The 21,635-nt window shown below is 65.9% G+C and carries 16 protein-coding genes; 6 read left to right on the top strand and 10 right to left on the bottom strand.

The features are described 5' to 3' along the window. Window positions 1-3 precede the first annotated feature (3 nt). The 4 genes from NYR58_RS02635 (at window position 4) to NYR58_RS02650 (ending at window position 6,598) form a co-directional block, all read left to right on the top strand. The gene (locus NYR58_RS02635) at window positions 4-1,101 is read left to right on the top strand and encodes an ABC transporter ATP-binding protein (protein ID WP_261518920.1); all 1,098 of its coding nucleotides are present in this window, start codon (window positions 4-6) and stop codon (window positions 1,099-1,101) included. Continuing rightward, window positions 1,094-2,104 (top strand): ABC transporter ATP-binding protein, encoded by a 1,011-nt coding sequence (locus tag NYR58_RS02640; protein ID WP_261518921.1) that lies wholly within the window; start codon window positions 1,094-1,096, stop codon window positions 2,102-2,104. The genes NYR58_RS02635 and NYR58_RS02640 overlap by 8 nt, the downstream gene beginning before the upstream one ends. Beyond that, window positions 2,101-3,732 carry a dihydroxyacetone kinase subunit DhaK gene (locus tag NYR58_RS02645; RefSeq protein WP_261518922.1) on the top strand — a complete coding sequence of 544 codons (1,632 nt, stop codon included), beginning with the start codon at window positions 2,101-2,103 and terminating at the stop codon, window positions 3,730-3,732. The genes NYR58_RS02640 and NYR58_RS02645 overlap by 4 nt, the downstream gene beginning before the upstream one ends. 322 nt (window positions 3,733-4,054) lie before the next feature. Further along, complete coding sequence (locus NYR58_RS02650) at window positions 4,055-6,598, top strand: EAL domain-containing protein (RefSeq protein WP_261518923.1); 2,544 nt, start codon at window positions 4,055-4,057, stop codon at window positions 6,596-6,598. 75 nt (window positions 6,599-6,673) lie between these two features. Here the strand turns inward: NYR58_RS02650 and NYR58_RS02660 are convergent, their stop codons facing one another. The 5 genes from NYR58_RS02660 to NYR58_RS02680 all read right to left on the bottom strand — a co-directional run bounded on the left by NYR58_RS02660 (window position 6,674) and on the right by NYR58_RS02680 (window position 12,319). Continuing rightward, window positions 6,674-8,143 (bottom strand): pyridoxal-phosphate dependent enzyme, encoded by a 1,470-nt coding sequence (locus tag NYR58_RS02660; protein WP_315903316.1) that lies wholly within the window; start codon window positions 8,141-8,143, stop codon window positions 6,674-6,676. A 103-nt stretch (window positions 8,144-8,246) separates the two neighbouring features. Next, entirely contained in the window at window positions 8,247-8,996 is a 750-nt protein-coding gene (locus NYR58_RS02665) for a response regulator (RefSeq protein WP_261518924.1), read from the bottom strand. Then, entirely contained in the window at window positions 8,983-10,905 is a 1,923-nt protein-coding gene (locus tag NYR58_RS02670) for a hybrid sensor histidine kinase/response regulator (protein ID WP_261518925.1), read from the bottom strand. Before NYR58_RS02670 ends, NYR58_RS02665 begins: the two co-directional genes overlap by 14 nt. Further along, window positions 10,902-11,957: an adenylate/guanylate cyclase domain-containing protein gene (locus tag NYR58_RS02675; protein ID WP_261518926.1), complete on the bottom strand. Its 1,056-nt coding sequence runs from the start codon at window positions 11,955-11,957 to the stop codon at window positions 10,902-10,904. Before NYR58_RS02675 ends, NYR58_RS02670 begins: the two co-directional genes overlap by 4 nt. After that, window positions 11,954-12,319 carry a group I truncated hemoglobin gene (locus NYR58_RS02680; protein ID WP_261518927.1) on the bottom strand — a complete coding sequence of 122 codons (366 nt, stop codon included), beginning with the start codon at window positions 12,317-12,319 and terminating at the stop codon, window positions 11,954-11,956. Before NYR58_RS02680 ends, NYR58_RS02675 begins: the two co-directional genes overlap by 4 nt. Window positions 12,320-12,557: 238 nt before the next feature. On the opposite strand from NYR58_RS02680, the gene NYR58_RS02685 reads away from it, so the two are divergent. Continuing rightward, entirely contained in the window at window positions 12,558-12,734 is a 177-nt protein-coding gene (locus tag NYR58_RS02685) for a DUF1127 domain-containing protein (protein ID WP_261518928.1), read from the top strand. A 138-nt stretch (window positions 12,735-12,872) separates the two neighbouring features. Here the strand turns inward: NYR58_RS02685 and NYR58_RS02690 are convergent, their stop codons facing one another. Then, window positions 12,873-14,114, bottom strand: a complete 1,242-nt coding sequence (locus tag NYR58_RS02690) for a flavin-containing monooxygenase (RefSeq protein ID WP_261518929.1) — start codon at window positions 14,112-14,114, stop codon at window positions 12,873-12,875. A gap of 329 nt (window positions 14,115-14,443) precedes the next feature. Then, window positions 14,444-15,025 (bottom strand): OsmC family protein, encoded by a 582-nt coding sequence (locus tag NYR58_RS02695; RefSeq protein WP_261518930.1) that lies wholly within the window; start codon window positions 15,023-15,025, stop codon window positions 14,444-14,446. 464 nt (window positions 15,026-15,489) lie between these two features. Here NYR58_RS02695 and NYR58_RS02700 point away from each other — a divergent pair, with 464 nt between their 5' ends. Further along, window positions 15,490-16,770 carry an MFS transporter gene (locus NYR58_RS02700; RefSeq protein ID WP_261518931.1) on the top strand — a complete coding sequence of 427 codons (1,281 nt, stop codon included), beginning with the start codon at window positions 15,490-15,492 and terminating at the stop codon, window positions 16,768-16,770. A gap of 144 nt (window positions 16,771-16,914) precedes the next feature. Here the strand turns inward: NYR58_RS02700 and NYR58_RS02705 are convergent, their stop codons facing one another. The 3 genes from NYR58_RS02705 to NYR58_RS02715 form a co-directional block, all read right to left on the bottom strand. Further along, entirely contained in the window at window positions 16,915-17,394 is a 480-nt protein-coding gene (locus tag NYR58_RS02705; protein WP_261518932.1) for a hypothetical protein, read from the bottom strand. 169 nt (window positions 17,395-17,563) lie between these two features. After that, window positions 17,564-19,981 carry a YbcC family protein gene (locus tag NYR58_RS02710; protein ID WP_261518933.1) on the bottom strand — a complete coding sequence of 806 codons (2,418 nt, stop codon included), beginning with the start codon at window positions 19,979-19,981 and terminating at the stop codon, window positions 17,564-17,566. A gap of 22 nt (window positions 19,982-20,003) precedes the next feature. Further along, the gene (locus tag NYR58_RS02715) at window positions 20,004-21,560 is read right to left on the bottom strand and encodes a proton-conducting transporter transmembrane domain-containing protein (RefSeq protein WP_261518934.1); all 1,557 of its coding nucleotides are present in this window, start codon (window positions 21,558-21,560) and stop codon (window positions 20,004-20,006) included. Window positions 21,561-21,635: the final 75 nt, after the last annotated feature.

Raw genomic sequence — 21,635 nt, forward strand, 5'->3', positions numbered from 1 at the left:
GTGATGGCGAGGATAGAAATCAGAAAGCTGCGCAAGGATTTCGGAGACTTCACCGCCGTGCGGTCTTCCACCTTCACCGTCGAGGACGGGGAGTTCTTCATGCTGCTCGGGCCCTCGGGCTGCGGCAAGACCACGACGCTCAGGATGATGGCGGGGCTGGAACTGCCCACCTCCGGCGAGATCTATATCGACGGGGAGGAGGTGAGCGGCAGGCCAGCAAGCCAGCGCGACATCGCCTTCGTCTTCCAGATGTTCGCCCTGTACCCGCACATGAACGTGCGCCGCAACATCGCCTACCCATTGGTCAGCCAGGGCATGGCGAGGGCCGATGTCAGGCGCAAGGTGCAGGAGGTGGCGCGAATCCTCGACATCGAGGACATTCTCGACCGCCCTGTGGGCGGCTTGTCCGGCGGCGACCGCCAGCGCGTGGCGCTTGGCCGGGCGATCGTTCGCGAGCCCAAGGCCTTCTTCATGGACGAGCCGCTCGGCGCGCTCGATGCGGAGTTTCGCGAGCGGATGGCGGGCGAGCTGCGCGCGCTTCACGACCGCATGGGCGCAACCACGGTCTATGTGACGCACGACCAGCTGGAGGCCATGCAGATGGGCGACAGGATCGTGGTGATGAACCACGGCGTGGTCGAGCAGTTTGGCGCGCCGCAGGACATCTACGATTGGCCGGCGACCATGTTCGTCGCCGATTTCATCGGCTCGCCGGCCATGAACTTCCTGCATTTCGACGGAGCTGTGGCCCGGGGCGCCTGCCGGATCGGCCTTGCCGGGATCCATGTCGAAGTCCCGGCGCTGCTCGAAGGCGGCAAGGGCCGCCTTGCGCTGGGTGTCCGCCCCGAGCATGTGCATCTCGACGACAGCGCGCCCTATCGTGGCGAGGTCCTCGCCGTCGAATATCTCGGCACGACGCAGATCGTAACCATCGAGACCGCCAATGGCGCGCTCAAGGCGAGGCTTTCCTCCGCCCAGCCGGTGCGCACCGGCGAGACCGTGGGTCTTGCCTTCGATGCGCGCACGCTCACCGTTTTCGATGCGGCAAGCGGCCGGGCGCTTCTATCGCAGGCGAACAGGGAGGTGCTCGCCGGTGGCTGAAGTCATACTGGAAAACATCACCAAGATCTTCGCAGACACGAGGGCGCTCGACAACGTGTCGCTCGCCGTTCCGGATGGCTCCTTCGTGGTGCTTCTCGGACCGACGGGGGCAGGAAAGACCACGACGTTGCGGGTCGTGGCGGGCCTTGAAAGGCCGGATGCGGGGACGGTGTCCATCGGCGGCAGGCTGGTGACCGGGTTCACGCCGGCCCAGCGCAACGTCGCGATGGTCTTCCAGCAATATTCGCTCTACCCGCATCTGACGGTACGCCAGAACCTCGAATTCCCCCTCAAGTCCCCGATCCTGAAGACACCACGGCCCGAGATCGACCGCCGGGTGAAGGCCGTTGCCGAGATGCTGCGCATTGCGCACAAGCTGGACAACAGGGCAACCGCCCTGTCGGGCGGCGAGATGCAGCGGGTGTCGATCGGGCGCGCGCTGGTGCGCAATCCCTCCATCTATCTGATGGACGAGCCGCTCAGCTCCCTCGATGCCAAGCTGCGGGCCGATCTGCGCATCGAGCTGAAAAGGATCCAGGCCCATTCGGGCGCGACGCTGCTCTATGTCACGCACGACCAGGTGGAGGCCATGACCATGGCCACCCATGTGGGCGTCCTCGACCGCGGCCGGATCGTGCAGTTCGGCTCGCCGCGCGAGGTCTACGAAAATCCGGCAAGCGTCTATGCCGCCAGCCGGCTCGGACAGCCGCGCATCAACCTGCTTCCCGCCGGGCTCTTCCCCCACCCGCCGGCGGGTGCCCGCACGATCGGCCTGCGCCCGGAACACATCCGCCAGGGAGACGGGCAGGAAAGCTCCGTCATTCGCGTCGAGCGGCTGGGCGACCAGACGCGCCTTCACCTGCGCTTCAAGGACTGCGAACTGGTGACCGTAACGGATGCCCATACGCCCTTGAGGCCGGGCGACATCGTGAAGATCAGCCCCGCCAACCCCTACTACTTCGATGCCGACGGGATGCGCATCGCCCATGGAGAGACCACATGACCCAGTTCATGAACCGGAAAGAGGACATCGTTACCGAGGCCGTGGACGGCGTCGTGGCCGCCTCCGGGGGCAGGCTTGCCCGGCTCGACGGCTACCCGCACATCCGTGTGATCGTGCGCAACGACTGGCAGAAGGATCGGGTGGCGCTCGTGTCGGGCGGCGGTTCGGGCCACGAGCCGGCCCATGCGGGCTTCGTGGGCGAAGGCATGCTGACAGCGGCGGTGTGCGGCGATGTCTTTGCCTCCCCCTCCGTCGATGCCGTGCTTGCCGGCATCCTGGCGGTGACCGGGCCGGCGGGCTGTCTCGTCATCGTCAAGAATTATACGGGCGACCGGCTGAATTTCGGTCTGGCCGTAGAGCGGGCGCGCGCATTCGGCCTCAAGGTTGCGATGGTCATCGTGGACGACGACATCGCCCTTCCCGACCTGCCACATGCGCGCGGTCTTGCCGGCACGCTGTTCGTCCACAAGATTGCAGGCACCCTTGCGGAACGCGGCGCCGACCTGGAAACCGTGACGCGGGCCGCCGAGCGTGTCATTGCCGGCGCCCGCAGCATCGGCATGTCGCTCGACACCTGCACGGTGCCCGGATCGCCGAAGGAGAAGCGCATTCCCGACGGCATGGCCGAGCTTGGCCTTGGCATTCACGGCGAGGCCGGTGTCGAGCAGGTGGCCTTTGAAGGTGCGCGCGCGGCGATGCATGCAATGTGCAGCAAGCTTGCAAGCGTCATGGCCGACAGGCCCCATGTGGCGCTGCTCAACAATCTGGGTGGCACCTCGATGCTGGAAATGGGTGTGCTGGCATATGAGCTGGCGAACTCGACCATCGCGCCGCGGCTCAAGGCCATCGTCGGTCCGGCCGCCTTGATGACCTCGCTCGACATGAGGGGTTTTTCCATTTCGGTGCTTCCGGTGGGCGAGGAGGAGATGGAGCTTCTTGCCGCGCCTACGCCCCTTGCCGCCTGGCCGGGCGTGTCGCAGATCTCCCCGGTCAGGGTCTTGGGCCTTCCCGACGGGTTGCGGCCGGTCAAGCCGATCCCCTCCGACCACGCGCCCACGCGCGCCTTCCTGCTGGAATGCTGCGAGGCGCTGCTGGCCGCCGAGGCGGACCTTAACGCGCTCGATGCCAAGTCCGGCGACGCCGATACCGGCTCCACGCTGGCAGGCGCTGCGCGGGCGCTGATTTCGGCCATGGATCAGCTTCCGCTCTCCGATCACACCCAGCTTCTGCGTGCACTGGGCCAGGAGCTGAGCCAGACCATGGGCGGATCCTCGGGCGTGCTCCTTGCCATCTTCTTCACCGCGGCGGGGGACGCCGCCTCCAGCGGACAGCCCATGCGCGAGGCGCTGCGCGCCGGGCTTGCGCGCATGCAGGAAATCGGCGGCGCCCGCCTCGGCGACCGCACCATGGTGGATGCGCTCAGCCCCGCGCTCGACGCGCTGGCCGACGGGCCGGAGGCCGCAGCCGCGGCTGCCCGGGCGGGGGCAGAGCGCACGGCCGGCATTTCGCAGGCAAGGGTGGGGCGCGCCTCCTACATCAACGCCAAGCAGCTGGAAGGCAATGTCGATCCGGGTGCGGAGGCCGTCGCCAGGCTGTTCGAGCATCTGGCCGCGCGCGCGGCGGCCTGAAAAGCCCAGGCCGCCGGAGAATTTTGCAGCCAGATGGAATCATCTGGCGTCGCACAAATGCGGCAAAACAAATAGATGGACCGGATCAGCGTTTCAATGAAACGATGAACCTGTCTGGAAGACGGAAACTGCGGCGTCTCCCGTCGCCTGCGCGCCGGGCATGCAGCCGGCTGCTTCGCCATGCGAGCATGGGCGCTTGCCGCTTCACGCGTACGGATCTTGCGGGCGAATCAACAACGGATTCAAGATTCGTTGCGTATTGAAACGAATATTAACCGGTCTGTATTTGAAATTGCTGCTCCAGCAGCCTGGCAGACCGACCATGGACGACAGTCAACTCTTCAAAACACTGACCCAGACAGTCCCTGGCATCGTTTGGGTGTCGGATTCCGAAGGGAAGGTCATCTTCAACAACGCGCATTGGAGCGAGTTTACGGGCCTGCCCCAGGAGCAGGGACTGGGGCACGGCTGGCTGGACGCCATACATCCGGCGGATGCTTCGATCTTTCGCGCACAGTTGCCTTTCAAGGCCCAGGTCCAGGAAACCAAACAGGTGGAACTGCGCGTGCGCCGTCATGACGGCGTCTATCACCGTCACCTCATAAGCGTTCGCCATGTGGGAGACGGAATGTGGGTGGGCTGCGCGATCGATGCGCAGGAATGGATAACGGCCGAAATTCGCGATCTGACGCAGACGAAAATCCTCGACATGCTCTCCATGGGTGCCGAACTCAACGAGGTGCTGTCCGAGCTCTGCCGCTCTGCCGAAAAGCATATACCCGGCTCCATATGCAGCATCCTTCTGGTGGACGAAGACGGCGAATATTTTTCGTCGGGCATCGGGCCTCAATTGCCCGATGAATTGCTGCGCAACGTGCCATCCATAAAGATCGCGCCGGGCATGGGCTCCTGCGGCACGGCCGCCTATGAGAAGCGGGATGTCATCAGCAAGGATATCGCGACCGATCCCCTGTGGGAGGGTTGGCGCGACCTGATCCTTCCCTTCGGCTTCCGGGCCTGCTGGTCAAAGCCGCTGTTTGGTTCTCATGGCAAGGTCATCGCGTCCTTCGGCTTCTACTTCAGGGAGCCACGCGCGCCGAGCCCCGTCGAACATGCGGAGATGGATCGCCTGCGCCGTCTGGCTTCCCTCGCCATCGAGCGGGCCCGCATGCTGGAGGCGCTGCGCGAAAGCGAGGAGCACTATCGCCACACGGTGGAGCAGAACCCGCAGATCGCCTGGACGGCAAGCCCCCAGGGGGATGTGCTGAGCGCCTCCACCAGATGGGAGGAGTTCACGGGCCTCAGCCTGGAACAGTCCCTCGGCAATGGCTGGCTCCGCGCGCTTCATCCCGATGATGTCGCTCCGACCATCGAAAGCTGGGAGGAGGCGCTGTCGACGGGCAGGGCCCTCGACATCAACTACCGCCTTCGCATGAAGGATGGGCACTATCGATGGACGCGTGCGCGCGCCTCGGCACGTCGTGACAGGAAGGGCAAGATCCTGCGCTGGTACGGGACGGTGGAGGACATTCACGAGCGTCATCTTGCCGAGGTCCGTCTCAAGAGGCAGGCCTACCAGGACGATCTGACCGGCCTGCCAAACCGCCGGCGCTTTGTCGACGAGCTGCGCCGGCGTCTCAACGGCGCCTCCGGGCCGATCGGCCTCATGGTCCTCGACATGGACGACTTCAAGCTGGTCAACGACCGGTTCGGGCATCTTACGGGCGATGCCGTGCTCCGCCTGTTCGGCCGTCACCTGCAGAAGCTCGTCGAGCCCTTCGAGTTTGTCGCCCGCCTTGGCGGCGACGAGTTCGCGATCATCGGCAAGCACTGCTCCGACGAAGCCTGCCTGCTTGCACGGGCGAAACATCTTGAAGAGCAGCTCGACGCTCGTCTGAGGACCAACAGGAAGTCCAGATTGTGCAGGCCCAGCATCGGCTGCACCCTCGGGCACCCCAACGAGCATCCCGACGAGGTCTTCAAGCGGGCAGACCTGGCGCTCTACGCCGCAAAGTCGTCAGGCAAGGGCAGCGTCAAGCTCTTCGATCCCGCAATCCGAAACGCCGCCGAGAGGCGCTCGGCAGAACTGGAGCTGGCGAGGCTCGCGCTGAAGGAAAACTGGATCGAAGCCTACTATCAGCCTGTGATCTCGCTCGGAACGGGCAGGGCGTGCGGCTTCGAGGCGCTGCTGCGCATCCGCCACCCCGAACGGGGTGTTCTTGCGCCCTTTGCCATCAAATCCGCCCTGGACGACCCCAGGCTCGCCGACGCCATCGCCATCAGGATGGCGCATACCGTGGTCGACAACATCTCGGCGTGGTCTGACGCGGGTGTCGATTTCGGCGCGGTGTCCATCAACCTTGCAACGGAAAATCTGATCAATCGGGAGTTTGTCACCACGCTGCTCGATCTTCTGGACAGCAGGGGACTGCGACACGGATCGGTGAAGCTGGAGATCACGGAACGCGTGCTCATGGATGAGCTGGGAGACAACATAAGGGCGAATCTGGGCTGGCTGCGGGCCCAGGGCATCGGCATCTCCCTCGATGATTTCGGGACCGGCTATGCTTCGCTCATTCACCTGAAAACCCTGCAGGTGGACGAGATCAAGATCGACAGATCGTTCGTCTCGGGATTGGGCACCCCGGCCAATGGCGGCGAGATCGTGCGCGCGATGATCGGACTGGCAAAGACCCTCGGGCTGAAGACCGTGGCCGAGGGCATCGAAACCCAAGGCGAGGCGCTTCTGCTTTCTGCCTGGGGGTGCGAGAACGGCCAGGGCTATCTGTTCAGCCGCCCCATGCCTTTCGATCAGGTGTGCGACTATCTCTCCGGCTCATTGATGCCCAAGAGGCTTGCGACGTGACGGCCGCAGGCTGAGGCGGGACGAGGCCCCACCCGCGCGGCCGCCGCCCGGCATCGGCACGCGGGCCGGCCCTCCTCATGCCGCCGTGCGGGGGTGAAGCCAGGAAGGCAGGTAGCCATAGGGATCGCGGGGAACCGCCATGGCGGTCTTTCCAAGACGCTGCGCAAAACGCCCGTCGCGCAGCTCGTCGAACAGGTCGGTGGCGCCGCCGATCGGTTTGCCCCTCACAAAGATCTGCGGGATCGTCGGTGCGCCGGTGATCGCATGCAGGGCGCGCCGCACGCCGGCGGCCCATTCCGGGTCGCGATAGTCCGGCCCATCCAGATCGACAGCGCTAAATCCGATGTCGAGATCAGCGAACAGCCGTCTTACGGACCAGCAGAACTCACACCACTCAAGTGCGAACATGACGATCTCGTTGCCGGGATCGCCGACAATCGCTCTGACATGATCGAGCGCTTCGGCCGATGCTTCGGGGACGTCCACCGCGACGCGCGGCCCCGGCGATGCGGCTTGATCGAAGCGGCAGGAGGGGGTGGAGCGCGACAGCGCCGCTTCTTCCTGCGTCATCGTTTCTGTGATCTCGGAAAACAGCGGCGTCGAGAGATAGCGCTCGCCCGTGTCGGGCACCATGGCGAGAATGCGTGCGCCGGGCTGCGCCTCGCGCGCCACCGCCAGGGCGACGGCGACGGTGGCCCCCGCGCTGATTCCGCACAGGATGCCCTCCGCCCGGGCGAGGTCCCGCGCCGTGTCGAGCGCTGCCCGCCCGCTTACCGGATGCAAGGCGTCGATGAGCCCCTCATCCCGCGCCTTCGCCGTCAGCGGCGAGACGAAATCGGGCGACCAGCCCTGCATCAGATGCGGCCGGAAGGCCGGATGGCTGTCTTCGCTCGGCTGGGCAAGGCCGGAGCCCAGGAGGGCGGAGTTGTCAGGCTCGCAGGCAACGATCCTGGTGCGGGGGCTCTCGCGGCGCAGAACCCGGCCGACGCCCAGCAGCGTGCCGCCGCTGCCAAAGCCGCTGACCCAATGGGTTAGCCCATCTGGTCCGAAGGCGGCAAGAATCTCGCGTGCCGTGGTGCGGGAATGGGCGTCGGGATTGGCCTCGGACTCGAACTGACGGGCCAGGAACCAGCCATGGCGTTCGGCCAGCTCGCGGGCCTTCGCCACCATGCCCGAGCCCTTCGCCGAGGCGGGTGTCAGGACGACGCGCGCTCCGAAATGCCGCATCAGCCGGCGCCGCTCGACGCTGAAGTTTTCGGCCATCACGGCAACGAAGGGATAGCCCTTCGCAGCGCATACCATGGCCATGCTGATGCCCGTATTGCCGCTCGTTGCCTCGACAACGGTCTGTCCGGGCCGCAGCCGGCCCTCTCGCTCGGCCGCCTCGATGATGCCGAGTGCCAGCCGGTCCTTGACCGAACCCCCGGGGTTGGAGGATTCCAGCATCACGAAGACATCCGCCTGCCGAGGCGCCAGACGCTGCAGACGCACGATGGGCGTCCTGCCGATCGTGTCCAGGATGCTTGAGAATATCGGTGAAGTCATCGCCATTGTCTCCCGAGGTCGATCGCGCGTGCGCGCCGTTGTCTCGGTCATTTCTGCCGATGCGTTGTTTCAGCCCGATGGCGATGCGGGGGCTGTGCGTGTTTCAATCGTTTCCGTGCGGCAAGTGCCCGCGGCCCGGCGGCGGATCGTAAATGTAGCCGAGACCGCGCACCGTGCGGATCACCTCCGGCTTCTTGGGGTTGTGCTCGATCTTCCTGCGGATCCGCGAAATGCGGATGTCGATCGAGCGGTCGAAGGGATCCCACGAACGGTCGTGCGCTCCTTCGAGGATCTGATCGCGATTGAGCACGCGCCCGCGGTTCAGGGCAAAGAGCTTCAGAAGGCTGAATTCCATCGCCGTCAGCGGAATCTCGCGCCCATCCTCGACGCTGGTCAGCGTCGCCGCTTCCAGGTCGAGGGTCGCCCGCCCGAACGGATACCGCGTCCGGGGGATCGCCGGCAGCTCCTCCATCGGGGCTGGCCGCGCGGAGCGGCGCATCACCGCCTTGATCCGCGCCACCAGTTCCCGAAGGTCCACCGGCTTGGCAAGATAGTCGTCCGCCCCCATCTCCAGCCCGATGATGCGATCCACCACGTCGCCCATCGCCGTCAGCATGATGACGGCCGGCCGCTCCTGCCTGTCGAGACTCCTCAGAACGCTCAGGCCATCCTCGCCGGGCATGGTGATGTCGAGGAGGATGACATCCGGCACGGCCTCGGCCATCGCCTGGCGCAGTTCCGCGGCATTTGCAGCACATCGCACGAGAAAACCCCGCCTTTCGAGATACTCGGCCAGCATCTCGCGCAGCGCGGCCTCGTCGTCACAGATCACTATGCTTTCAGGCGCGCTCATTCGCCTTCCGCCTTTCCTGTTGACCCTCCAGGACCGCACGGACGAGCTTGCGCAGATCGTCCGGTATCACGGGTTTTTCGAGCCAGGGACGCCCGCACTCGGCCAGGAAGTTGCGGGTCTCGCGCGCCATCGTGTCGCCGGTGACGAACGCCATTCGCGATACCGCATCGGGGAAGTCGCGCTGCAGGACCTCGTAAAGACCCCGCCCATCGAGCCCGGGCATCTTGAGGTCGCTCAGGATGACGTCGTAGCGCTGGTGGCCGAGCATGGTCAGGGCGGTCTCGCCCGAGGTCACGCTGTCCACCAGATGCGCATCGCGCCGCAGCAGATCGCGGATCAGGTCGGCCACCTCCGGCTCGTCGTCGATCACCAGAATGCGCAGCTCCTGCGATTGCTCGGGCAGGGGATCGACGACCTCCGCACCGCTCCGTCTCGTTTCGTGGACCGGCAGCGAAATCCGGAAGCAGGCGCCCCTGCCATCCCCGGAGCAATCGAGAAGGCGGATGGTTCCGCCATGCGCCGAGATGACGCGATGCGCAAAGGCCAGTCCGATCCCCGTTCCCTGACCGGGTGCCTTCGTGGTGAACAGCGGGTCGAAGATCCGCGACCTGATCTCGGGCGGTATCCCCGGACCATCGTCGAGAATGTCGATCAGGACGGTCCCTTGAGCCCCATCGCTGCGCACGTCGATGCGGATCCGGCTGCCCACGCCCGACATGCGCATGGCCTGATCGGCGTTTGCCAGGAGATTGATGAAAACCTGCGACATCTGGTGCGAATCGCAAAGAACCTCCGGCAGATCCGGGGCGATGGAGCACTCCACCTCGGCATGGAACTCGGAGGCGCCGTTCACCATTGCCTCGACGGCCATCTCGATGGCTTCCGCAAGATTGGTGGGTTCAAGCTCGGCCGGCTGCTGGCGCGCCATGGCAAGGAAGGCCTTGACGATGCGCGAACAGCGCTCCGCAGCATCGCTGATCTTTCCGATCCGGGCGAGGATGGCGGGGTCGTCGATTTCATCGCGAAGCATCAGCGCATGGCCCACCACGACGGAGAGCGGATTGTTGAGCTCGTGTGCAACGCCGGCCAGCAGCTCGCCCAAGGCGGAAAGCTTCTCTGCCTGGAAGATCTGTTCGCGCTGATCCGCAAGCGCCTGACGAAGCGCAAGCTCGCGGCTGCGGTCGGTTACGGTCGAGACGATGACAGCCTCGCCCCTGTGCTCGATCTGCCGCGCCGACACCAGGGCCGGGAATTCCGATCCATCCGAGCGCCGCGCCGTCACCTGCATGTCGTCGACCCGCCCGCTGGGCAGAAGCGCGGTGAGGAAATCCGCGCGTTCCTCGGGCCGCGCGAACCAGCGGTAGGATTTCCTCTCAAGGCCAAGCAGCTCGATGGCGGCAGGCGAGCGATAGATCACCTCGCCGCCCTCCAGCCGAGTCATCATCACGGCCGCCGGGCAGGCGTCGAGCACCCGGCGCAGCATCTGCTCGACCTCCCGTTCCGCCTCGGCAAGTCTCCTGCGCTCGGTAATGTCGCGCTCCGTCAGCACAAAGCCGCCCGTCGCGGTGGGATGCATCGCCACTTCGAACAACGTGCCGTTCGGCCCCTCAACCTCGACAGGCTCGGTCGTGGACAGGCCGGCTGCGATCTGCCGTTCGAGCGCGTTCATCCGTGCCCGCGCGACCTCGGAGATCGCCCCGCGGCCATGCGCCTCGCGCAGCAGGACATCCCAACGGGCCCCGGGGCGGATGAGGTCGGCAATCGGCGGATTGAGCGCGACGAAATGGCGATTGTAACGCAGCAGACAGCCGCTTTCGTCAAACACGGCCAATCCCTCATGGAGGGCTTCCACAACCTCCACGAACAGCGCCTCACCGGCACTGTCTGCAATGCGATCGCCGGTGTTCACAGGTCTGCCTCGGCTGCAACCGCCTCGGGTTCCGATACCTCGAAGACGGCCATCGACCGGCCACCGCCGACATCCATCACCCCGATGCGGCGCAGGCCCTGCCGTTCGCCGAAGGCTTCGGCAAACGGCTCATTGGCGACGATGGTCTCAGGGCGGGCAAAGCTCATCAGGCGCTCGGCTTCATCGACGGCCGGGCCAAAGACATCGTAGATGTATTTGCGCACCCCCACCACCGAGCCGACGACCATCCCGGTGCTGAGCGCCACCCTGCATTTCCAGCGGATCGGATGCGTTTCGTTGCGGCGTCTGAGATAACGCAGAAACCTTACCGCGGCGCTTGCGGCTGCGGAGGCGTGATTGGCGCTCGTGTCGCCCATGCCGGACACCGCAATATAGGCGTTGCCCAGGGTCTTGATCCGCTCGCATCCGAATTGCTCGCCGATCCGGTCGAAGGCGCTGTAAATGTCGTTCAGCTCGCTGACGACAACGCTTGCGTCATTCTCCAGGACGGTGCGGGAAAAATCGGAGAAGTCGAGGCTGAGAACGGTAACCGGATCATACCGCCGGGGCGACACGATGCCGAGGCTCTTGAACTCGTCATAGGCGCTGCGGGGCATGATGTTGAGAAGCAGTTGCTCGACCCGCTCCTTCTCCCGCCGGATCTCCCGGGTGTTGCGTTCAACCATCAGGGAATAGGAGTCGATCATCGCCTCCAGTTCCTTGATCCTCGTGATGTTCTGACAAACGGCGACGACGATCTGCCGATCGGTCTCCGTGGCAAGGCTGAAGGTGACGGCCACCGTCATGGAACGCCGGCGCACGCGAAAGGTGGCCTCGATGTCGTGCCGCTTTCCCGACTGAAGATCCTTCAGCATCGCTGCCGGATCGAGGTCGGGAAACGCGTCGGCCAGCGGCCTGCCGCCCTCGGAGGCTCCGAACCATTCCGCAAAGGTGTCGTTCTCGAAGAAGGTCCGCCGGCTCTCGATGTCGATGAGCACGACGCCAACACCAATGGCCCGAAGCAGCTGCGCGTTGATGGCTTCGATCGTCATGGCGCCATTCCAACCATCAGGCCGCGGCGCGCTTCGAACTGTGCGATCACCTCGTTCAGATCGGGCTCGGCGAAGTTGTGGTCCCTCAGCGTTTCGGCCAGCAGCGCCGTCATGCGATCATAGTGTTCGCCACGGATATCGAGATGGCGGTGAAGGCGGCTGATCTGTTCGTCCGTGTAATGTGCCGGGCCGCCGAGCAGCATGGCGAGGAACTTGGTCTGGTGATCCACGATGCGCGGAAGATCGACGTCCTCGAAGAAGGGACCCAGAAGATCGTCGTCGAGCAGCCGATTGTAGAAATCGAGGACGATCCGGCTCACCACCGCGAACCCGCCATATTGCTCGAACTTCGATTGCGTCATCTTGATCGTTCCCCCTGTCGAGACGGAGCCATGGTTTCTGGCCGCTCACGTCTCTGACGGCCGCCGGGTTAGACTGCGACCGTTTCAGTCGCGCGTCGCCTGACGACCGGATTTGTTTCGATTGTTTCAATATACGAGGCTTCGCGGAAAGAACGAAACGCTTTTCCGCTTCCTGCGAAATCGGCCCGAAAACCGGGGTTGCGAAGCTCTCCGCATCGCAAATGAGGAGAGAATGCCAATGATGAACGCAACGATGGCCTGGTTCGGAAGGGCCGCTTTGAAAACCCGGGACACCATGAGGCGGCGCAGGACGCGGATCGTGCTCGAAGACCTGAGCGACGAAATCCTGCGCGACATCGGGATCGAGCCCGCAAACGTCCGACGGTGGAAGGGGATGCCCCTCATCCGCCCCTGAGGGATGGCCGAGGAAGAAAAAGGCCCGCAACCGACATTCGGCTGCGGGCCTTTTGCCGCTCGTCGCCCCTGCTCCGCGGCGGGCGGGTGAGGATTCCCAGGCCATGCTTGCCGGCTGCCGGACCACCCGTCTTCCGGTTCACGCCGCCCGGCGCGCGGTCTGCGCGAGATGGGCCTTGAGGATTGGCAGGAGAGCGGCGGCATCGCGGCCCACACCGTCGATGAAGTTCGATGCCCTGTGCCGCTGGTAGCGCAGACCCAGCGTGTAGACGCCGGGACAGGCGGTGACACCGTCGATCTGCGCAATCTCGCCATCCGGGGCGAAAACCGGCAGCTTCAACCAGGGATAGGAACGGCGGTAGCCTGTCGCCCAGACGACCGTGCCGATTCCCAGCATGCCGAGATCGAGCCGGCACGGTCCCGGCCCGAAGGCCGGGGCGGCGGATTTCGCGGCGGCAGGCGCGTCGATCCCCGTCCTGGCGATGAAACCGTCGATGTGGTCAAGCATGGTGGCGCGTCGCCGCTCGGATGCGTCGATCTCTCGCGGCAGGTCCGGGTCGAGAGCGATGACGGCGCCCTCGGCGCCCAGAACACGGCCCACGATGCGCACACCCCTGGTGTGCAGGACACCGAGATCAAGGTCGCTGCCGCCGGGATCTCCAATGAGCTGCATGGATGGCTGGCTTGCAAGCCGCGACAGGTTGCCGTCTTCAGGGCGGCGTTCGGCGAGAAACCCGCTCCGGTCCAGCCAGTACATCACGTCCCTGCCACGATAGCGCCGGGGCACCCGGACATGGCGGCCGACGGCAATCGTGACGGCATGTCCCGCGCGGTGGATCTCGGCCGCCAGCTGAACCCCTGTCGCGGAAGCGCCGACCACGAGCACGCCGCCCCCTGGAAGACGGTCGGGCCCTCGATAGATGTTGGGGGTGAGCTGCAGAATGTCACGCGGCAGGCGAGCCGCAGCCTCCGGGACATGCGGATCCTGAAACGCACCCGTGGCAATGACAACCGCGCGCGCAAACCAGGTCCCGGCGGTGCTGCGAACGAGGTAACCGGCACCTTCGCTCTCCACCGACGTCACGGAGGCTCCTTCGCGGACGTTCAGACCGCAGTCCGCGGCATAGCGCTCGAGCAGCCCCACGAACTCGCAGGCGCGCATGAACCCGTCGGGATCGGCCCCCGCGTAGCGATGGCCGGGAAGGCGGGTCATCCAGTTGGGTGTGAGAAGTCTGAGCGTCGGCCAGCGTTCGCTCCGCCAGCGCTCGCCCAGGCGGCCGCGTTCGAGAACGACATGGGGAATGCCTTCGGCATTGAGCAGCCAGCTCATGGCCAGTCCGGCCTGGCCGGCTCCGATGATGACAGTGTCTGTCCGATGCATCACAGGTCCCATCCGCTGGGCTATGCAGGTGCAGGCAAGGTGGGTCCGCGTGGCGGCAAGGCGATGCAGGTCCGCCGCCGCCACGCGTTCGCGGCTTCAAGAGTCCGCAGGTGCGCCAGGTTCGGACGGGCGCGCTGCCGCGGGCGGTGCGTCCTCCTGCCGGGTCTTCATGCGGGGCCCGCCGCGGCGGGCAACGTGCCTTTCGAACTCGGGTCCGAAATGACGGTGACTGACAGCCGGATGGCCGGGTGCGGGAGTGTTCATCGCTTCTTCCTGGAAATTTGCGTGAGGTTTCGAGGGCGCGCCCCGTTGCCGGGGCGCATTCCGCATCACTGGGCAACCGCTTCCACCGAGACGGGGACGCCGTTGCGCAGCACGTCGAAGACGGCCGAGCGCGCCACCGACTGGCGGACGATCTTTTCGAGCACCTCGGCCGGCGCATCGCCGGCGATGCGGAACCTCGCGCGGATGCCGGAGAAGCCGTTGCGCACGGTGTCATCCATCCCGAAGATTCCCTGCAGGTCGATGTCGCCTTCGATCGTCGTCTCGACCGAATGAAGCTTCACCTGACGGATCGAGGCGATGTTGCCGATGCCGGCCGTAATGCAGGCGGAAAGCGCGGCAAGCAGCAGCTCCACAGGCGTGGCGCCATTGTCGGCTCCGCAAAGAACGGCCGGATGATCGCCGTGGATGACGTGGGCGCGGGGGCGTTCATGGTCGCCGCCGGCACCGCGGTAGCCGGCCATGGTGGCCTGGCTGTGGGTGCCCGACAGCCACTTGCCGTCGGCGCGGAAGGTGAACTTCGCAAGATCGCGGTTGCCCTCGACGACGCCAAGCGTCGCCGTCAGGTTGGGCACGTCAACGCCGTTCATGGCGACTTTCGTGGGGGTCTCGATGGTCTGGGTGGACATGGGTCCGATCCTTTCTGTTGCGGTGCTGGTGTTGGTCTCGTCCTGACCGGAACGAGCCTGTCCCGGTCGACCCGGCGGATTTGCCAGTCCCACGTTTCAGCCTGACACCGCACGGCCGCTCATCGCGTTTCAAATGTACGCCTGGAGTCTCGGCTGTGTTTCAGCCGGCAAGACCTTTGCGGAAGCCGCAAGCCGTTCGGATCTTCCATTCTTGGCCCTGAAAGGCGGGATCATCGGCCGGCGGCGCGCCCTGAAGAGCCTGCCGCCATCTCCCGGCGCTCCCCTCCCCATTTTGCGGCAGGCAGGATGCCGATGCGCCCGGCGGCGAAACAATCGAAACATCTGCGAGGCGTCCGCGACAATCGCGTGAAACCTGCCTGCCTGAAACTGATCCCGTCACAACACGAGACCAGAGGTCCGTCTTGAAGGCATTCGGCACCGGCCTGCGGCGACGGAGAACAGACATGCATCAGCCCCGGATGAAGGAAGGAAGACCAGCCCATGCGTGGGTGACCGTGGCTTCGGCAGCGGCCATGCTGGCCGTGGCCATGGGACAGTTGGTCAATGGTCTTTCGGCGTTTCTCGAACCACTCGAGAGGGAGTTCGGCTGGGCGCGCGGCGAAATCGCGCTGATCAACAGCGCCGGGCTGCTGGGGCTTGCGCTTGGCGGCATCCTGATGGGAGCCGTTGCCGACAGGGTCAGCATTCGGATCGTCTGCCTTGTGGGCGCGAGCGCCACGGGCATGAGCGCCATCGCCGCGGCCTGGGCGGACAGTCTGGCCGAATTCTACATGATCTTCTTTGTTGCCGGAGTTCTGGGCGGCGGATCGCTTTTTGCACCATTGTTCGGGCTCGTCGGACAATGGTTTCGAACGGGCGCCGGCCTTGCCATCGGCATCGTTTCGGCCGGTCAGGCGGTCGGGCAGGGCAGCATCCCGATGGTCAACACGCTTCTCATTTCCCGGCTCGGCTGGCGCGATGCGTTCGCCGTGTCCGGGATTGCCACCCTGGTGATCCTCGGCCTCCTTGCGCTTCTCGTCAAAGCGCCCGAAACGTCGCCCGGCGCATCCCCTGCCGGCCCGGCCGGCGAGGCGCCCCGCCCGATCGGCTGGCATCTGGCAATGCCGATGATCGGAATTGCCGTCTTCCTGTGCTGCACGGTGATGGCGGTTCCCCTCATGCACCTGATGCCCCTTATCCAGACCTGCGGAATTCCGGTCACCGAGGCTGGAGGAGCGCTCATGGCGATGATGGCCTCCGCCATCGCGGGCCGTGTGGCCTTCGGCAGGTTTGCCGACCGCATAGGCGCTCTGCCGGCCTATTTCGTCGCCTCTGCCTGGCAGACGGGGCTCGTCTTCGGCTTCACCCAGCTCGGCGATATCGGGCAGTTTTACGTCTTCGCCCTGCTTTACGGCTTCGGATATGGCGGCGTGATGACCTGCGTGCTCACGACCATCCGCGTGCTTGCGCCGGCAGATCGCAGGTCGGGCGCAACCGGCATGATCATGGCCTTCGCCTGGGCAGGGCATGGGGTGGGCGGATTTCTCGGCGGCTTCTTCTTCGATCTGTCTGGCGGCTACGAACTCGGATTTCTCGCCGCCGTGCTCGCCGGGCTGGTCAATCTGTCGATCGTCGGGACACTGTGGTGGATTTTTGCCGCCGTACGCGCCGACGCGCCGAAAAGCGGCAATCCGAGGCGAGCCGTCTGGCGAAGCTGGGGTCGGCTGGGCGCCGTGGACGGCTGAAGGACTGGGGGGAGGCGGCACCGACCGCTCTTTTCCCGTCCCGGCACGCAAGCTCGCTTCGGGACCGCACGGCCCCTTCAGCCCGTGGGGGCGAGCCGGGCGACCATACCGCCGGCGCAGCGCTTTGGGCGCCATGACGCCCGGCTATGATGCATAGTCTGCGGGAAGCACGATGCGGCCGGTGTCCCGGTCCTGATAGACGGGCGAGGCCACCAGATCGGGTGCCCGCTGATGCAGCTGGCGCATTTCCAGATCGATCTGCGCAGACGAAAGATCACTGCGGAAGACGGGTACGAACCTTGCGGCTGCGAGGTTCGAGGAGGAGACTTCTATAAGCCCGTCGATCAGGGAAACACGGCACGCTGGCGCGCCCATCTGGCAGCAGAGGGTCCAGATTGCGCCGAGGCTGATCGATTGCGTCATCACGCCCAGCCGGCCGAAGGCGGGGGGCGCTTCTTCATGAAGTCGCGCCGTGGCCTGCGGGGTGGTATCCGGATCGATCCACACACCCATCAGCGGCTCGCAGAAAGGATCCCCCGATCTGCGGTGGCGCAGCGCCAGGAAGTCGGAAATCTCCCTGCAGGCGCGCCAGAGGCTCCCAGGATCGTGCACCACCGCAAACATGCTGCCGGCGCGCCCATGCTCCGTCTTCTCGACGGCATGAAGGGAATGCTTCAACGACGAAGACCTCATTGCGGATCGACGTTCAGGACGTCCCCTCGCGCGTTCGCATCTCCGCCTGGCCAGGCCCGAAGATGCGGAGGACCGAGGCTTCGAGAGCACGGGCAGGGGGTCATGGTGCAAACTCCTCGCGTTCCGCCCGCACCCGTGCGCCAACCGCGGTCCATTCGAGATCCCCCGCATAGCGCCAGGCCACGCGGCCCGCCTCATCGAGCGCAAAGAGATGCAGCCAGCGATTGTCGAAAAGGGCTCGCACGTCGGCATGCCGCTTCAGAATGCGCGTCATCGCCTCGCGCGGCGCCTCGATGCATACGGACAGACGCAACGGGTCGTGGACGAGCTTCTCTCCGTCGTGCACCGATTGCCACGGCAGGCCCGGCCGCAGCAGCCCGCCATTGCCCTCCACCACGCCGATGCCGCCGGTCACGTTGTGCAGGAGCTTGTTGCCGGCACCGAACACCTGCGGGGCGACGGTGGAGCCGTAATATTGCAGGCTGATCCAGCTTGCGACCACGACGGGCGCGGTCATGATCAGCTCCAGCACGCCAAAGCCGCTGTCCTGCCTCCAGTCGTAGTCGTGCAGGAAGGCTCGGCCTTCGAGGCTCTTGCCTGCGGTGCGGGCGCGCGGCGCGGCGATGAAGGCGCGGCAACCGGCCAACGCCCATTCCGGCCGGATCTCGGCCCAGTTGCGGCTGCGTCGCGCAACATTGGCCTCGTCCCGCGCCCGCGGCAGGCGCAGCGCCCGTTCGGCCCGCGCAAGCCGGCCGGCTGCGGCGAGCCAGGCGCGCACCTGTTCGAGATCCCGCCGGTGTGCGGCCGATGGATGATCGTGCTCGTAGACGACGACGGCGTCGGTGGTCGTGTCGTGCAGCGCGCCCAGGAACAGCGTGTCGTCGGGAATCTCGATGCCCCGCTGGGAAAGCCCGCGCCTGACCTCCGCGTCGTTCAGCAGCGCTGCCAGCAGGCGGGCATTGACCTCGCCGGAATAGCCCCCGCAGGCCCCGCAATGCAGCGCGCTGGCATGCGGGTTGTTGACCACATTGGCGCCATGGCCCGACAGGAGGACGATGCGCGCAAAGGTCCCGGTCAGGGACATTGCCCGCAGCACCCTTTCCGCGAGGTCGATGCGGGTTTGCGTGTCAAGCGGGGGATCGAACCGTGGTGCCGGATCGTTCGGCAGGGCGGCGCGCGCCAGGCCGAGCGCATCGCGCAGCAGCTTGACGACATAGATCGGCCCGGTCGCCTCCACAAAGGCGAAGGAGGAGACGGCGGCGAGCTTGAAGCGGCCCCAGGCCCGCTTGGCGCGCTTGCTGAAACGGGTTGCCTGGTCGGCCTGCGCGTGCTGCGCACCGCCCGCGCAGCTCGTGACCGCGGCGTTCAGCAAGACCGGCAGCCGGTGCTCGTGCATGTCGGAGGCAAACCGCCGGTGCTCCGTCGCAATGCCGAAGAAACCGGCGAAGCCGGAGGTCCGAATGCCCGGATCGACCGATTCGAGCGCCCGGCGGAACCGTTCCGAACGCACATCGATGCAGAAGACCGCCTGCAGCGACGGGCGCGCGCTGCCTTCGGCCCGTCCCGGCGTGTCCAACATGGCGCAAAGCGAACGCTGTTGCGCACGCTCGGCCGCCTCCTGCAGGATGGCGTCCACAACCTGCTCCGGCGTCGGCCTGTCCGGTTCGGCATAGGCAGTCCGCGCGCGCCCCCAGTCGGCCGCGATCCGGGCGCTGTGGCGGTCGAACAGCGCTTCTTCCCAGATCAGGCGAATGGCAAGAAGATCCCGGATGGTGGTGTCGCAAGCGCCGTGCAACTCCGCCTGCCAGAGCTGATAGCGCGCATATTGCGACCATCCGCCGAGGGTCATGAACAGCCGGTGGAAATAGGTCTCGAGTGCCTCGCTTGCGATGCCGAGGCGCTCGACGGCGCGGATGATCACCTCCTCGGCCCGCTCTGGCGCGTTGGCGACATGGCTTGCAAAGCCCTGAAGCCCGATGATCTCCGGTGTCAGGTCGCGGGTCGCGACCGCGCGCCAGGCCCGATAGGCGCCCTTGCCGCGCGGCGCGGCCCAGAGCGCCTGACCCTCGTCGAAATATCCTGCCGCCCATGCTCCGAAGCGCTCCGCGATCAGGCCCGGCCAATCGGTTCCCGAGGTGCGGGCTGCCAGATCCGCCACCGTGGGAAGCGCCCGCGGCGCCGGCGCGGGAAGCTGTGCCGCAGCCTTCAGCGCCGCCAGATCCGCCGGGCGCAGCTCCGCCGGGGCCATGGCGAGGGCGGCTGCGAGATCCTCGTCGGTGATCGCGCCCGTCTCGATGCGCTCCCGATACCAGGCACGTGGCATGGCGACGGGCACACCGGCCGTGCGGGCAAGCCGGGCGGCGGTCTCGGCAAGGCTCAGACGGGCCTGTCCAAGGAAGGGATTGACCGCCACGCTTGCGCTCAGCGGCCAGACCGGCGGCACAGCCCGTATGGCAGCATCGACGGCCGCAAACACTGCGTCATGGCAGAAAGAAGCCGGGTGAAAATTCATCGTCATCGCAGATTTTTCCATAAGACCTTCAGCCGGCACGTCCGAGGGACCAGCCGCCCAGAATGCGATCGAACACGGCATTCGCATAAAGCCCGTTCGAGAGATGCACGCGCACGCCCGCCGACGCCGGGTGATAGGCCCATAGCGGGAACATGGCCTGCGCGACTGCCACAAAGCCGAAACTGATGACGGCAAGCACGATCAGCGCCCATTCGAGCGGCCCGGGTGCGGGCGTCGGCGGAAGGGTGCCCGACATCAGCCATTGCGCCCCGGTCTGAAGACCGAAATACCCGGCCGCTGCTGCCGTCGAATAGAGCGCGGTGCGCAAGGTCAGAACCTTCGGCGCGGTGTCGGCCAGCCCCTGCGCAAGCAGATAGGCCACGCCGAAGATCAGAATGGCGCCCAGCGCAATGGCCTGCGGCGACTTGTCCGAAAAGCCGAACACCGTGCCGACCAGCCCATAGATCGCCAGCGCCAGGATGAAGGCACGGGCGACGGCCCTGGCGTTCGGAATCGCCACCGGGCCGGGCCGGCGGATGGCTGCCACGCGTTCGACCGCCCCGCCGGAATCGAGGAAGGCGTGCGCCTTGTAGAGCGAGTGCGCGACGATGTGCAGAAGCGCCAGCGGGAAGAGCGCCAGGCCGCATTGCAGGATCATGAAGCCCATCTGCGCCACCGTCGACCAGGCAAGCGAGGTCTTGACCGCCGGCTGGGTCAGCATCACCAGCCCGCCGATGAGGGCGGTAAAGCCGCCGATCATCACCATCGCCGCCAGAACGCCCGGCACGAACAGCATCACGTCGGCCAGGCGGATCAGCAGAAATCCACCGGCGTTGACAACCCCGGCATGCAGAAGCGCGGAAACCGGCGTCGGCGTCTCCATCACCTCCGTCAGCCAGCCGTGGGTGGGGAATTGGGCCGACATCAGCAGTGCGGCAAGGGCAATCAGCCCGCCCGCCCACAGCGCGCTTGCCGGGGCCTGCCCGGCCCGGGCCGCCTCAAGGATCGCGGCGATCTGCGTGGTCTCGTATCCGACGGCAAGAAGGATCGCCGCCAGGATCAGCGCTGCATCGCCCGCCAGCGCGATCACGAAACGCTTGCGCACCGCCCGCCGCGCCTGGACGCGCTCGGGATAGAACAGCAGCAGCTTCTGCAGGAACAGGCTTGCCGCAATCCAGGCCACGACGAGCTGTGCCAGGACACCCGCCTGCACAAACAGCAGGACCGCGGCCAGCGTGGCGCACAGCCAGCCTGTGAAGGCACCCTGTCGCGCCTCGCCATCCATGTAGCTTGCAGCATAGCGCAGCACGACCCAGCCGATGAAGGAGACAAGCAGCAACATTACCGCGCTCACCGCATCGAGGCGCACGGAAATGCCGACGCCGCCCATGCCGATTGACGCATCTCCCGGCCCCTCGGCGATCAGCAGCGCCGCCGATAGCAGCGCAACGACAAAGGCGGCGAGCGCCGAGACCTCGGCAAGCCGCGGGGCAAGACGCGGCCGCCGCCCGGGCTGCAAGGCGGCGGTGGCCGCGGCCATCAGCATGAGGAGCGGGGCAAGAAGCGGCAAAAGGTAGACAGACAAGCCTGGCCTCCTGTTCAGGGGACAATATCGCGGCGCAAGATAGTGCGCCTCCAGATGCGATAAAAATTCATTGTT

The organism is Chelativorans intermedius (assembly GCF_025398255.1).
GTDB lineage: Bacteria > Pseudomonadota > Alphaproteobacteria > Rhizobiales > Rhizobiaceae > Chelativorans > Chelativorans intermedius.